This is a genomic window from Streptomyces sp. YIM 121038 (genome assembly GCF_006088715.1).
Taxonomy (GTDB): domain Bacteria; phylum Actinomycetota; class Actinomycetes; order Streptomycetales; family Streptomycetaceae; genus Streptomyces.
In genome coordinates this window covers 4,933,080-4,946,149 of sequence record NZ_CP030771.1, presented here as the reverse complement: position 1 = coordinate 4,946,149, position 13,070 = coordinate 4,933,080, and the positions used below count along the sequence as shown (strand labels likewise).

The 13,070-nt window shown below is 70.1% G+C and carries 10 protein-coding genes and 1 tRNA gene; 1 reads left to right on the top strand and 10 read right to left on the bottom strand.

The window, feature by feature from the left end; all coding sequences use genetic code 11:
- Positions 1-8: 8 nt before the first annotated feature.
- Complete coding sequence (locus tag C9F11_RS20920) at positions 9-1,511, bottom strand: hypothetical protein (protein WP_138960710.1); 1,503 nt, start codon at positions 1,509-1,511, stop codon at positions 9-11.
- Positions 1,512-1,759: 248 nt separating this feature from the next.
- Positions 1,760-1,888 carry a DLW-39 family protein gene (locus C9F11_RS48165; protein WP_003999697.1) on the bottom strand — a complete coding sequence of 43 codons (129 nt, stop codon included), beginning with the start codon at positions 1,886-1,888 and terminating at the stop codon, positions 1,760-1,762.
- A 323-nt stretch (positions 1,889-2,211) separates the two neighbouring features.
- On the opposite strand from C9F11_RS48165, the gene C9F11_RS20910 reads away from it, so the two are divergent.
- Entirely contained in the window at positions 2,212-2,547 is a 336-nt protein-coding gene (locus C9F11_RS20910) for a DUF6344 domain-containing protein (protein ID WP_138960708.1), read from the top strand.
- 79 nt (positions 2,548-2,626) lie between these two features.
- On the opposite strand, the gene C9F11_RS20905 is transcribed toward C9F11_RS20910, so the two are convergent.
- The 8 genes from C9F11_RS20905 to dnaN form a co-directional block, all read right to left on the bottom strand.
- Positions 2,627-2,703, bottom strand: a tRNA-Ile gene (locus C9F11_RS20905).
- 256 nt (positions 2,704-2,959) lie between these two features.
- A complete protein-coding gene (locus C9F11_RS20900) occupies positions 2,960-3,670 on the bottom strand; it encodes a DUF3566 domain-containing protein (protein WP_138960707.1) in 711 nt (236 codons plus the stop codon).
- Positions 3,671-3,688: 18 nt separating this feature from the next.
- Positions 3,689-6,274, bottom strand: coding sequence for a DNA gyrase subunit A (gene gyrA, locus C9F11_RS20895; protein ID WP_138960706.1), 2,586 nt, complete (start codon positions 6,272-6,274; stop codon positions 3,689-3,691).
- A gap of 56 nt (positions 6,275-6,330) precedes the next feature.
- On the bottom strand, positions 6,331-8,427 hold the full coding sequence (gyrB, locus tag C9F11_RS20890) for a DNA topoisomerase (ATP-hydrolyzing) subunit B (protein WP_138960705.1): 2,097 nt from the start codon (positions 8,425-8,427) through the stop codon (positions 6,331-6,333).
- A 286-nt stretch (positions 8,428-8,713) separates the two neighbouring features.
- The gene (locus C9F11_RS20885; protein WP_138960704.1) at positions 8,714-9,292 is read right to left on the bottom strand and encodes a DciA family protein; all 579 of its coding nucleotides are present in this window, start codon (positions 9,290-9,292) and stop codon (positions 8,714-8,716) included.
- Positions 9,289-10,413 carry a DNA replication/repair protein RecF gene (gene recF, locus C9F11_RS20880; RefSeq protein ID WP_138960703.1) on the bottom strand — a complete coding sequence of 375 codons (1,125 nt, stop codon included), beginning with the start codon at positions 10,411-10,413 and terminating at the stop codon, positions 9,289-9,291. The genes C9F11_RS20885 and recF overlap by 4 nt, the downstream gene beginning before the upstream one ends.
- A gap of 132 nt (positions 10,414-10,545) precedes the next feature.
- The gene (gene gnd, locus C9F11_RS20875) at positions 10,546-11,430 is read right to left on the bottom strand and encodes a phosphogluconate dehydrogenase (NAD(+)-dependent, decarboxylating) (RefSeq protein WP_138960702.1); all 885 of its coding nucleotides are present in this window, start codon (positions 11,428-11,430) and stop codon (positions 10,546-10,548) included.
- Between the two features lie 133 nt (positions 11,431-11,563).
- Positions 11,564-12,694 (bottom strand): DNA polymerase III subunit beta, encoded by a 1,131-nt coding sequence (dnaN, locus tag C9F11_RS20870; RefSeq protein ID WP_030676844.1) that lies wholly within the window; start codon positions 12,692-12,694, stop codon positions 11,564-11,566.
- Between the last annotated feature and the right edge of the window lie 376 nt (positions 12,695-13,070).

Below are 13,070 nucleotides of genomic sequence, written 5' to 3'. Positions count from 1 at the left end.
GGGCACCCTCAGGCCGAAGCGCGACGCCCCGCCGCCCGCCTCCGCCCCACCAGCGTCCACACCCCCAGCACGGTCACCAGCACCGTTCCGGTGCCGATGCCCGCCGCGGCCAGGACCTTCATGGCCTCGTCGCCGCCCGTGCCCGCGGCGGCCGCCCCGCCGCGGTCCGCGCCGCGCCCGCCAGGCCCGCCGGAGGCGTCGTCCCCTCCGGCGCCGCCCCGTGCCGCCGCCTCGTCCCGCTCCGTCACGCCGAAGGCGTCCGCGGGCCGCGCCGCTCCCACGTATTCGGGTCCCGTCCGCCGCTCGCCGGAGACGTCCACCCGCAGGGTCAGTCCGACCGGCCCTTCGCCGAACTGCGCGCCGACGTCCGGATCCAGAGAGACCGTCAGGTAGTACCACCCGGCGAAGCGCACCCCGGCGACCTTGGAGATGACCGCGTACCGGTTCTCGTAGGCGACGGGCGGCAGCGGCGGCAGCACGGCGGACTTCTGGCGGCCGTCGTACGCGGTGTCCATGTCATCGACCGGGCCGCGCGCGGGGTTGAACACCGATACGACCAGCGCGGACGTGACGTACTCACGGTCTGCGGCACCGCCGCCCGCCCCGGACCCCCTCGACCTGCCGGAACCATCGGCTCCGCCCGAGCCCCCGATCCCGCCGGACACCCCGGCTCCCCGCGCCCCGCCGACCTCGACCGTGGCGGACAGCCGCTGGCCCCAGTCCACCGGCACGCGGTAGTAGCGCGTCCGCCCCGGCTCGACCTCGTCGCCCCACACGCCCCTGTCCAGGGCCTTGGCCGTGCTGAAGCTGCTGCCTCCCGCGCGCGGGCGGGCCGGGCCCGCGGGTGGGGCGGGTGTGCCGGGGTCCCCCGTCCGGGGCGGTGTCGTCGCGCCCCGGACGGCGAGCGCGGGCTCCGAGGTGACGTGAAGCTCCAGATCCCAGCTCTCCGGAGTGGACGGTTTCTCGGTCGCGGACGAAATCGACGACCTGGAGTCGACGGTCCGCTCGACGACTACGTAGTAGGTGCCTGCCGTCGCGCACCAGCGCTCGTCCGGCCCGACGGTGCGCGAGGCCGACGCGGTGAGGGGGCGGGGGCTGCGCGAGGCACCGAAGCGCGCGGAACCCGCGTCGCAGTCGAAGCCGTTCGCGTCCTCGACGGACACTCGGATGCCGTCCGCGAAGCCCACCTGGCTGCCGACGCCGGGGAGCGCGGTGGCGGAGACGTAGACGTTGTCCTTGGCACCCAGGTCGAGCCGGTAGTAGAGCTGGGTGGTGCCACCGGGGCCGGGAGGCTTAATGGAGCTCCTGTACGTCGATCCCGGCGTGAGCGCGCGGCTCCCGGTGCTGCTCGGCGTACCCGCGACGGCCCGTGCGTCATCGGCGAAGGCGTACGGCTGCGGAGTCTCGGCAGCGTGCGCGGTCGCGGGGAGCGCGGCCGCGCACCACACCGCGCTCAGGAGCGCGGCCCCCGCGCCCGCCACTGTCCGACGGCCCGCCCGGTGCCGCGTCACGCCGCTCTCCACCTCACCCTCCATTGATTTGCCCAAGCAAGCAATGAAATTGCGTAAGTGAATCAAGGGGGTCGCGGCCGCCGTCCGGGGCGGCGCCAGCCCCTCCCGCCCCGGCAGGGGGACGTCACCCGTGCGGTCCGAGCGTCAGCCGCCCAGCCCAGGAGGAGCGGGACAAAAGCCCCCTCGCACAGCACAGGGCCCCGACCGCTCTAGCGATCGGGGCCCTGTGACGAGACTGCCGTCGATACTCACGAACCCGTGGGCACGGAGTCAGTCGCCTCCGTCCACAGATCCTGCTCGGCGCGATCCGCCTGGATCTGGCGGTACACGAGGAGCCCGCCGATGGCGGCCAGTGCGACCAGGAGAAGCTTCTTCACCGCGCGACCTCGTCTTTCCTTGACGTAGGGGACTTCTGGCGCCCGACTATACACACCGACCGATACCGATCGGTGACCTGGATCGGCCTCAACTCCCCTCCGGAACACCGCAGTAGATGCGGACCGAATCCCTCCGCCTACGCTCCGTCCCCAGCGGGGTTCGCCGAGCTTGCCCCGCTTCCCGCTTTCTCGGGCCTCCTGCACCCATCTGGGTGGTGTTCATCTGAACATCGGCGCGACGCGAGCGTCGGTCCCCCACTGTCGGCCCCGCATCCACATCATGAGGAAAGTACGCAAATCGCCCAACCCGAAAGTGAGGGGTTATGCCCGCCACGAAGGCCATGAAGCTGTGGGCCACACTCGTCTCCGCCGTCCTCGCGCTGTTCGCCGCGCTCGGCTTCGCCTCCTCGGCGGCCGCGGCCACGCCGGTACAGGAAGCCACGACGACGTGCAAGAGCACGACGAGCGCACAGGAGCACGTGCTCGCCGCCTGGGCGATGGCGTACGAACGGTCCCTGCCACCCACCATGAAGCAACGCATCCGCGCCGAGGCCCACGGCTCGACGCCCAGCTGCCGCCACCTCCCCACGACGGACGCGGAGGCCGCGGACGACGGCTCAGGGGCCCTCACGAGCGCGAGCCTCGCCGCGGAGCCGTAACCCCCGAGCGAACCCCCCGAGCGGTGGACGTCACCCACGCAGAAGACCCCCAGCCGGTATCGGCTGGGGGTCTTCTTGCTGGTGGGGCTAACAGGATTTGAACCTGTGGCCTCATCCTTATCAGGGATGCGCTCTAACCAACTGAGCTATAGCCCCGCCGCGCTCTGCGGGATGTCCCGCGCGCTGACCTCTGAAGATTAGCGCACGTGGGGGCCAGTCCCAAAATCGATAGCCGGTGGACCGGTGACCACGCCCTCGCGGGGGCACGCGCGGAGCCCTGAAGGCCGCGCGGAACCCCGAGGGCCGCCCGGCAGGCCGCACCGGAGCCGCGCAGCGCGCTGCCGGGGCCCTTGCGCAGGGGCCCCGGCAGCGTACGGAGGCGCGGCGGGTGGAGCGCGCAGAGCGGAGAGGGCTACTCGTCCTCGGCCAGCGTCAGTTCCACGCCGCCGACGAAGCCCGCCGAGAGGTTGTAGATGAACGCGCCGAGGGTCGCGAGGGCCGTGGCGAGGACGACGTCGATGACCGCGATGATCGAGGTGAAGATCAGCACGCGCGGCAGCGAGAGGAACGCCTGGAGGTCGAAGCCGTTGGACTCGTTCGACCCCGTCGCCTCGGAGATCGTGCCGCCGACGGTGGAGAAGACGCCCATGGCGTCCATGACCATCCACAGCGTCGCGGCCGCGACGATCGTGCAGATGCCGAGCGCGATGGACAGCAGGAAGCTGACCTTCATCACCGACCAGGGGTCGGCCTTGGCCACGCGCAGCCTCGCCTTGCGCGTGCGCGGGGTGGTGCGCGCCCCCGTGCGGGGACGGCGGACCGTGCCGGCCGCCGCCTGATAGGCCTGCGGCGGGTGGTACGGCTGGGAGCCCTGCTGCTGGGGCGGGCGCTCACCGGGCAGGGCGCTGGATCCGCCCCCCGCGGACGCGCCCTTCTTGGCAGCCCCGCCCTTGGCGGGGGCCTCGGTCTCGGACGTCTGCGTGCCGCGACCTCGGGTGTCTGTCACAGTCCCCCCCTGGGATCCATGAGACTCGTGGGAGTCGTCATCAGTGGCGGAGCCACGGGCACCATCCTTGCCGGTTCCACGCGATCCAGCCGCTCCGGCGCCCGGGGCTCCACTCACGATGACTCACTCCTCGCGCTACTCGGCCGGGGACGGTGTGCCCTCGTCCGTACCGACGGCCGGAGTGCCGTCAGACGATTCGTCGACCCCGTCGACTTCCTCGGCCTCGCGCCCGGCCTCGGCGTTACGAGCGATGCCGACGACGGCATCGCGCTTGCCCAGGTTGATCAGTTGGACGCCCATGGTGTCACGGCCCGTCTCCCTGACCTCGTTGACTCGCGTGCGAATCACACCGCCGGAGAGGGTGATGGCGAGGATCTCGTCGGTCTCCTCGACCACCAGTGCGCCGACGAGTTCACCACGGTCCTCGACGATCTTGGCGGCCTTGATGCCGAGACCACCGCGGCCCTGGACGCGGTACTCGTCGACAGGGGTCCGCTTCGCGTACCCACCATCGGTGGCGGTGAAGACGAACGTACCGGGCCTGACCACATTCATCGAGAGCAGCTGATCACCGTCGCGGAAGCTCATGCCCTTGACGCCGGAGGTCGCACGGCCCATCGGGCGCAGCGCGTCGTCCGTCGCGGTGAACCGGATCGACTGCGCCTTCTTGCTGATCAGCAGCAGATCGTCCTCGGCGGACACCAGCTCCGCGCCGATCAGCTCGTCGTCCGAACCGTCGTCCGTCTCGCGCAGATTGATGGCGATGACACCGCCGGAGCGAGGCGAATCGTAATCCTTCAGAGGCGTCTTCTTGACCAGACCGCCCTTGGTGGCGAGCACCAGGTAGGGCACGGCCTCGTAGTCGCGGATCGCGAGGATCTCGGCGATCGACTCGTCAGGCTGGAAGGCGAGCAGGTTCGCGACGTGCTGGCCGCGTGCGTCCCGGCCGGCGTCCGGGAGCTCGTACGCCTTCGCACGGTAGACGCGGCCCTTGTTGGTGAAGAACAGCAGCCAGTGGTGCGTCGTCGACACGAAGAAGTGGTCGACGATGTCGTCCTGCTTCAGCTTCGCGCCGCGCACGCCCTTGCCGCCGCGCTTCTGCGAGCGGTAGTCCTCCGTCTTGGTGCGCTTGATGTAGCCGCCGCGCGTGATGGTGACGACGATGTCCTCTTCGGCGATGAGGTCCTCGATGGACATGTCACCGTCGAAGGGCACCAGGGCGGAGCGACGGTCCTCGCCGAACTTGTCGACGATCGCGGCGAGCTCCTCGCTGACGATCGCGCGCTGCTTCTCGGGCGAGGCCAGGATCGCGTTGTACTCGTTGATCTTCTGCTGGAGCTCGTCGTGCTCCTGGATGATCTTCTGGCGCTCCAGGGCGGCAAGGCGGCGGAGCTGCATCTCCAGGATGGCGTTGGCCTGGATCTCGTCGATCTCCAGGAGGCCCATCAGGCCCTCGCGCGCGACGTCGACGGTGTCGCTGCGCCGGATGAGCGCGATGACCTCGTCGATGGCGTCCAGGGCCTTGAGGAGGCCGCGCAGGATGTGGGCGCGCTCCTCGGCCTTGCGCAGCCGGAACTTCGTGCGCCGGACGATGACCTCGATCTGGTGGCCCACCCAGTGCCGGATGAACGCGTCCAGGGAGAGGGTGCGCGGCACGCCGTCGACGAGCGCCAGCATGTTGGCGCCGAAGTTCGTCTGCAGGTCCGTGTGCTTGTAGAGGTTGTTCAGGACGACCTTGGCGACCGCGTCCCGCTTGAGGACGATGACCAGGCGCTGGCCCGTGCGCGAGGACGTCTCGTCGCGGACGTCGGCGATGCCGCCGACCCTGCCGTCCTTCACCAGGTCGGCGATCTTCTGCGCGAGGTTGTCCGGGTTGACCTGGTAGGGCAGCTCCGTGACCACCAGGCACTGGCGGTTGTGGATCTCCTCGACCTCGACGACCGCGCGCATCGTGATGGAGCCGCGCCCCGTGCGGTACGCCTCCTCGATGCCCTTGCGGCCCACTACGAGGGCACCGGTCGGGAAGTCGGGGCCCTTGATGCGCTCGATCAGGGCGTCGAGCAGCTCCTCGTGCGAGGCCTCCGGGTGCTCCAGGGCCCACTGCGCGCCCGCCGCGACCTCGCGGAGGTTGTGCGGCGGGATGTTGGTCGCCATGCCGACCGCGATGCCCGCCGAGCCGTTGATCAGCAGGTTCGGGAAGCGGGAGGGCAGGACGGTGGGCTCCTGGGAGCGGCCGTCGTAGTTGTCCGTGAAGTCGACGGTGTCCTCGTCGATGTCCCGGACCATCTCCATGGACAGCGGCGCCATCTTGCACTCGGTGTAGCGCATGGCGGCCGCGGGGTCGTTGCCCGGAGAGCCGAAGTTTCCGTTCGAGTCCACCAGGGGCATGCGCATCGACCACGGCTGCGCGAGGCGGACGAGCGCGTCGTAGATCGAGGAGTCGCCGTGCGGGTGGTAGTTGCCCATGACGTCGCCGACGACGCGGGCGCACTTGTAGAAGCCCTTCTCGGGGCGGTACCCGCCGTCGTACATCGCGTACAGGACGCGGCGGTGCACGGGCTTGAGACCGTCGCGGACGTCCGGCAGCGCGCGCGACACGATGACGGACATCGCGTAGTCGAGGTACGAGCGCTGCATCTCGGTCTCGAGCCCGACGGGCTCGATGCGCACCGTCTGACCCTCGCCGTCCTCGGAAGGAGTGGGGTTGTTCTCGTCGGCCATGGCCGGTCAAGATCCTTTCGTACGTCAGTCAGCAGCCGTCGGGGTGCCTGACCGGCTCAGATGTCGAGGAAGCGGACGTCCTTGGCGTTGCGCTGGATGAACGAGCGGCGCGCTTCGACGTCCTCGCCCATGAGGACCGAGAAGAGGTCGTCGGCCTGGGCGGCGTCGTCGAGGGTGACCTGGCCGAGCACGCGGTGCTCGATGTCCATCGTGGTGATGCGCAGCTCCTCGGCGTTCATCTCGCCGAGACCCTTGAAGCGCTGGACCGAGTCGTCCCGGATCCGCTTGCCGTTCTGGCGGCCGAGCTCGATGAGCGCGTCGCGCTCGCGGTCCGAGTACGCGTACTCGAAGTCGTCCTTGCCCCACTTGATCTTGTAAAGCGGCGGCCGGGACAGGAAGACGTGGCCCGCCTCGACGAGCGGACGCATGAAGCGGAACAGGAACGTCAGCAGCAGGGTGTTGATGTGCTGGCCGTCGACGTCGGCGTCCGCCATCAGGATGATCTTGTGGTAGCGGAGCTTCTCGATGTCGAAGTCCTCGTGGACTCCGGTGCCGAAGGCCGAGATCAGCGCCTGGATCTCCTGGTTCTGCAGGATCTTGTCGACGCGGGCCTTCTCGACGTTCAGGATCTTGCCTCGGATGGGCAGGATCGCCTGGTACTCCGGGTCGCGGCCGGACTTGGCCGAGCCGCCGGCGGAGTCACCCTCGACGATGAAGATCTCGCACTTCGTCGGGTCGTTCGACTGGCAGTCGGAGAGCTTGCCCGGCAGGGACGCGGTCTCCAGGAGGCCCTTGCGGCGGGTGAGGTCACGCGCCTTGCGGGCGGCCACGCGCGCGGTGGCGGCCTGGATGCCCTTGCGGATGATGTCCGCGGCCTCGTTCGGGTTGCGGTCGAACCAGTCCGTCAGGTGCTCGTGCACGACCTTCTGGACGAACGTCTTCGCCTCGGTGTTGCCGAGCTTCGTCTTGGTCTGGCCCTCGAACTGGGGCTCGCCCAGCTTCACCGAGATGATCGCGGTCAGACCCTCGCGGATGTCCTCACCCGTGAGGTTGTCGTCCTTCTCGCGGAGCAGCTTCTTGTCGCGCGCGTAACGGTTCACCAGACCGGTCAGCGCGGCGCGGAAGCCCTCTTCGTGGGTGCCGCCCTCGTGCGTGTGGATCGTGTTGGCGAAGGAGTACACGCCCTCGCTGTACTGCGAGTTCCACTGCATCGCGATCTCGACCGAGAGCATGCGCTCCTTGTCCTCGGCCTCGACGTCGATGACGGTCGGGTGGACGACCTCGCCCTTGCGGGAGTTGAGGTACGTCACGAAGTCGACGATGCCGCCTTCGTAGTGGTACGTGACCGAGCGGACCTCTTCGACGGTGTCGTCGGTGGCCTCGGCGGAGTCGGCGCCCGCCGTGGCCTTGGCCGACTCGCGCTCGTCGGTGAGCTTGATCGTCAGGCCCTTGTTGAGGAAGGCCATCTCCTGGAAGCGCCGCGCCAGCGTCTCGAAGGAGTACACGGTGGTCTCGAAGATGTCACCGTCGGCCCAGAAGGTGACCGACGTGCCCGTCTCGTCGGTGGCCTCGTGCCGCTCGAGCGGTGCCGTGGGGGCACCCCCCTTGTAGTCCTGCGTCCAGCGGTAGCCGTCGGTCTTGATCTCGACGGACAGCTTGGTGGAGAGCGCGTTCACCACGGAGACACCCACGCCGTGCAGACCGCCGGAGACGGCGTACCCGCCGCCGCCGAACTTGCCGCCCGCGTGCAGCACCGTGAGCACGACCTCGACGGCCGGCTTCTTCTCCACCGGGTGGATGCCCACCGGGATGCCTCGGCCGTTGTCGATGACGCGGACGCCGCCGTCGGCGAGGATCGTGACGTCGATGGTGTCCGCGTGCCCGGCCAGGGCTTCGTCGACGGAGTTGTCGACGACTTCCTGCACGAGGTGGTGCAGACCGCGCTCGCCGGTCGAGCCGATGTACATGCCGGGCCGCTTGCGGACCGCGTCCAGACCCTCGAGGACGGTGATGGCGCTGGCGTCGTAGGCCGTGCCCTCGCCGGAGGCCTCGATGGCCTCGGGGGGTACGGCGCCGTCGCCGGCGGCAGTGGACGGGATGTTCTCGTTGGGGTTGCCGGAATCGGCCACGAAGCGCCCTTTCTGGCACAGCACAAAGCCAAGCTCCCGGCGCTGGCCGGAGCGGCTGCGGCGTGTTGCGTTGGTAAGCCTGGTTCAGCTCTTGCTCAGCTTCTCCCGCTGCTCCCCACGACTGGGGCGGGATTAGCTTCCAGTCTACCGGTAGCGCCGACAGTGATGGGGGTTTGCCGGTACCTGAGTCCGCATGTGCCGCCCTGAACCGGCATCAGCCGACTCCCCATATGCGCCCCCGGGCCCTAAGAGGCTCACAGCGGCACTCAGCGCTTCGGGCGGTCAACCCCCAGCTACCGACCGGATCTCGTCATCCGTAGGTGTCGCCGGGACCCGTGCTGCCGGGCGCCCGCAAGGGTCCGAAGCGGCGTGCGGGGCCACCGGGTCCGAGGACCTTGATGAGGCGTACGGTGCCGTGCCCGAGGTCCTCGTTCAGGCGCGCGACCAGCTGCGGAGCGAGCAGTCGCAGGTTCGTCGCCCAGGCCGTGGAGTCGCACTGCACGGTCAGGACGTGCTCGTTCTCGTCGTACCGCTGCGGTACGCAGTGCTTGGCCAGGTCCTCGCCGACGATCTCGGGCCAGCGGCCCATCACGCCGCCGACGGCCGCCGGGGTCTCCCAGCCGCGCTCGGTGATCAGACGGTTGATGGCGGAGCCGAGCGGCAGCGGATCGCGCCCGTCGGAGCGCGCGCCCGAGCGCAGGCCGCCGCGCCGGGCCTGCTTCTTCTGGCGGGTCGCGTCCCCGCGCGCGCGTGCCTGCTCCTTGGCGGCGCGCAGGGCCACGCGGGCGAGGTCGACCCCGGAGGGCTCGGGCGGCGCGGGCCTGGCCGCCCCGGCCCCCGCGGGCTCCGAGGAACCGTCGGGCTTCGGTGCCTTGCCGGGCTCGGTCATACGCGTTCCACCTCGCCGCCGGACACGGCGTACCGCGCGCCCGCGAGGACACCCGGTACGTCGTCGTCCACGGCGGCCGTGACCAGGACCTGCTCCCCGGGGGCCACCAGTTCCGCGAGCCGCTCGCGGCGGCGCGCGTCCAGCTCGGCGAAGACGTCGTCGAGGACGAGGACCGGCTCGTTGCCCTCGGCCCGGAGCAGGTCGTACGAGGCGAGCCGCAGAGCGAGCGCGTAGGACCACGACTCTCCGTGGGAGGCGTATCCCTTCGCGGGCAGCTGGCCAAGTTTGAGTAGTAGGTCGTCCCTGTGGGGTCCTACGAGGGTGACGCCCCGCTCGATCTCCTGCTTGCGGGCCTCTCCCAGGGCGGCGATCAGCTGCTCGTAGAGCTCCTCGCGCGCGTGGCCGACGATTCCGGCCGAGGAGGGCTTGTAGTCGAGGCCGAGCGGGCCGCCGCCGGGGGCCAGCTGTTCGTACGCCTTGTCGGCGAGCGGCTGGAGCGCGGCGATGAGGTCGAGCCGCTGGGCGAGCAGCTCGGCGCCCGCCTGGGCGAGGTGCTGGTCCCAGACGTCGAGGGTGGACAGGTCCATGGAGCGGCCGCCGTGGCGCCGGGCGAGGGCGGCGGACTTCAGGAGCGTGTTGCGCTGCTTCAGGACGCGGTCGTAGTCGGAGCGGACCGCCGCCATGCGCGGGGAGCGGGCGGTGATCAGCTCGTCGAGGAAGCGCCGCCGCTCCCCGGGGTCGCCCTTGATCAGGGCCAGATCCTCGGGGGCGAACAGGACCGTGCGCACGATGCCCAGCACGTCACGGGGCCTGACCTGCGAGGACCGGTTGATGCGGGCGCGGTTCGCCTTCCCCGGGTTCAGCTCGAGCTCGATGAGCTGCTGGCGCTCGCCCTGCCGGACGGCGGCCCGGATGACGGCCCGGTCGGCGCCCATGCGCACCAGGGGCGCGTCCGAGGAGACCCGGTGGCTGCCGAGCGTCGCCAGATAGCCGACGGCCTCGACGAGGTTGGTCTTGCCCTGGCCGTTCGGCCCCACGAACGCGGTGACGCCCGGGTCGAGCGGAACCTCGACCCGGGCGTACGAGCGGAAGTCGGCCAGGGACAGGTGGGTGACGTGCATGATGTGGCGCCGACCTCCCCCGGCTTTCCTGCTGTGGCTAGGGGCCGCCGTGGCCTGGGTGCCGACGGCCCGCCCGCCGCGGCCCACCGCTGTCCACACAGGCTGTGGACAGCGGGCCGCGCGGGCTGTGGATCAGTGCTCGCTCTTGGACTCGACGGCGTGGCCGCCGAACTGGTTGCGCAGCGCCGCGATCATCTTCATCTGCGGCGAGTCGTCCTGCCGGGAGGAGAACCGCGCGAACAGGGACGCCGTGATCGCGGGCAGCGGCACCGCGTTGTCGATCGCCGCCTCCACCGTCCAGCGGCCCTCGCCGGAGTCCGCGGCGAAGCCCCGCAGCTTGTCCAGGTGCTCGTCGTCGTCCAGCGCGTTGACCGCCAGGTCGAGCAGCCAGGAACGGATGACCGTCCCCTCCTGCCAGGACCGGAAGACCTCACGCACGTCCGTGACCGAGTCCACGGCCTCAAGCAGCTCCCAGCCCTCGGCATAGGCCTGCATCATCGCGTACTCGATGCCGTTGTGAACCATCTTCGCGAAGTGGCCCGCGCCGACCTTGCCCGCGTGCACGGAGCCGAAGTCGCCCTCCGGCTTGAGCGCGTCGAAGACCGGCTGCACCTTGGCGACGTTCTCCTTGTCGCCGCCGTACATCAGCGCGTAGCCGTTCTGCAGGCCCCAGACGCCGCCGGAGACGCCGCAGTCGACGAAGCCGATGCCCTTGGCCGCGAGCTCCTCGGCGTGCTTCTCGTCGTCCGTCCAGCGGGAGTTGCCGCCGTCCACCACGACGTCACCGGGCGACAGGAGCTCGGCCAGCTCGTCGATGGTGGACTGGGTCGCGGCTCCGGCCGGGACCATCACCCACACCACGCGCGGGCCCTTGAGCTTGCTCACCAGCTCTTCGAGGCTGTGGACATCCGCGAGGTCCGGATTGCGGTCGTATCCGATGACGGTGTGGCCTGCGCGGCGAATGCGCTCGCGCATGTTGCCGCCCATCTTGCCGAGGCCGACGAGACCGAGCTCCATCAGTGCGTTCCTAACTAGCGATGTGGCGTAAAGGCACGTCACGGCCGCTCGGCGCTGAGCGGCTCCGCGTACCCGCGGCACGTTCGTACCCGCGTCCGAGCCTACGCCCGGACGCGGCCACACACCTGTGGGCTCAGCCGCTCAGACGTACCGGCATGATCAGGTACTTGTACGCCTCGTCCGCCTCGGCGTCCACGGCCGGCTTGCCGCTCAGGAGCGCGGGCTTCGTCGACGTCGTGAACGACAGCTGGGCGACCGGGGAGTCGATCGCGCTCAGGCCGTCGAGCAGGAACGTCGGGTTGAAGGCGATCGAGATGTCGTCGCCCTCCAGCTGGGCGTCGACCCTTTCCACAGCCTGTGCGTCGTCGCTGGAGCCGGCCTCCAGGATGAGCACGCCCTGCTCGAAGCTGAGCCGCACCGGGGTGTTCCGCTCGGCGACGAGCGCCACGCGCTTGACGGCCTCCACGAAGGGGGCGGTCTCGATGACGGCGACCGAGTTGAACTCCGTCGGGAAGAGCGTGCGGTACTTCGGGAGGTCGCCCTCCAGGAGGCGGGTCGTCGTACGGCGGCCCGCGCCCTCGAAGCCGATGAGGCCCTCGCCCGCGCCGGAGCCGGACAGGGCCAGGGTGACCGTGTCGCCGCTCGTGAGGGCCTTGGCGGTGTCCAGGAGCGTCTTGGCGGGCACCAGGGCCACGGCGGACGTCTCCGGGTTCTCCGGCTTCCACAGGAACTCGCGGACCGCGAAGCGGTAGCGGTCGGTGGAGGCCAGCGTGACCGTGTCGCCCTCGATCTCGATGCGGACACCGGTGAGCACGGGCAGCGTGTCGTCGCGGCCCGCGGCGATGGCGACCTGGGAGGCGGCCGAGGCGAAGACCTCACCGGGGACGGTGCCCGTGGCGGTCGGCATCTGCGGCAGCGCCGGGTACTCCTCCACAGGCAGGGTGTGGAGGGTGAAGCGGGAGGAGCCGCAGACCACCGTCGCCCGTACACCGTCTGTGGAGATCTCCACCGGGCGGTTCGGCAGGGCGCGGCAGATGTCGGCCAGCAGGCGGCCGGAGACGAGGACCGTGCCCTCTTCGTCGACCTCGGCGTCCACGGAGACGCGGGCCGAGACCTCGTAGTCGAAGCTGGACAGGGAGAGGGCGCCCTCCTCGGCCTTCAGCAGCAGGCCCGCGAGGACGGGCGCTGGCGGCCGAGCCGGGAGGCTGCGTGCCGCCCACGCCACCGCCTCCGCGAGTACGTCGCGTTCCACCCGGATCTTCACTTAGCCGCCCTCCTGCTGTTGCTGGCACTGGGGACCAGTCTGACGCACCGCACTGACAGCTGGTGCCCGTCGGGGTCAAGTCGTGCCGAGAGGTCGTGGCGGCCCGAGCCGCGAGTTGTACACAGCCCCCACTTCAAAGCGGAAATCTGACTCTCTCTAGTCGGGAGTAGTAGTAGGGCCTGTGGAAACCGTGGATAACCGCGAATGCGCAGGTCAACGCCCGTTTTTTGTCCACTGGCCCTGTGGGCGACGGCGGTGGACAACCGGGGGTAACTGTGGACGGGCGAAAGTTCTGCACACCCGATGCACAGGAGAGGGGGACTTCTCCCCAGCCCTGTCCCCAGCTTTACCCAGCTTCCCCACAGGCCAACCCGGC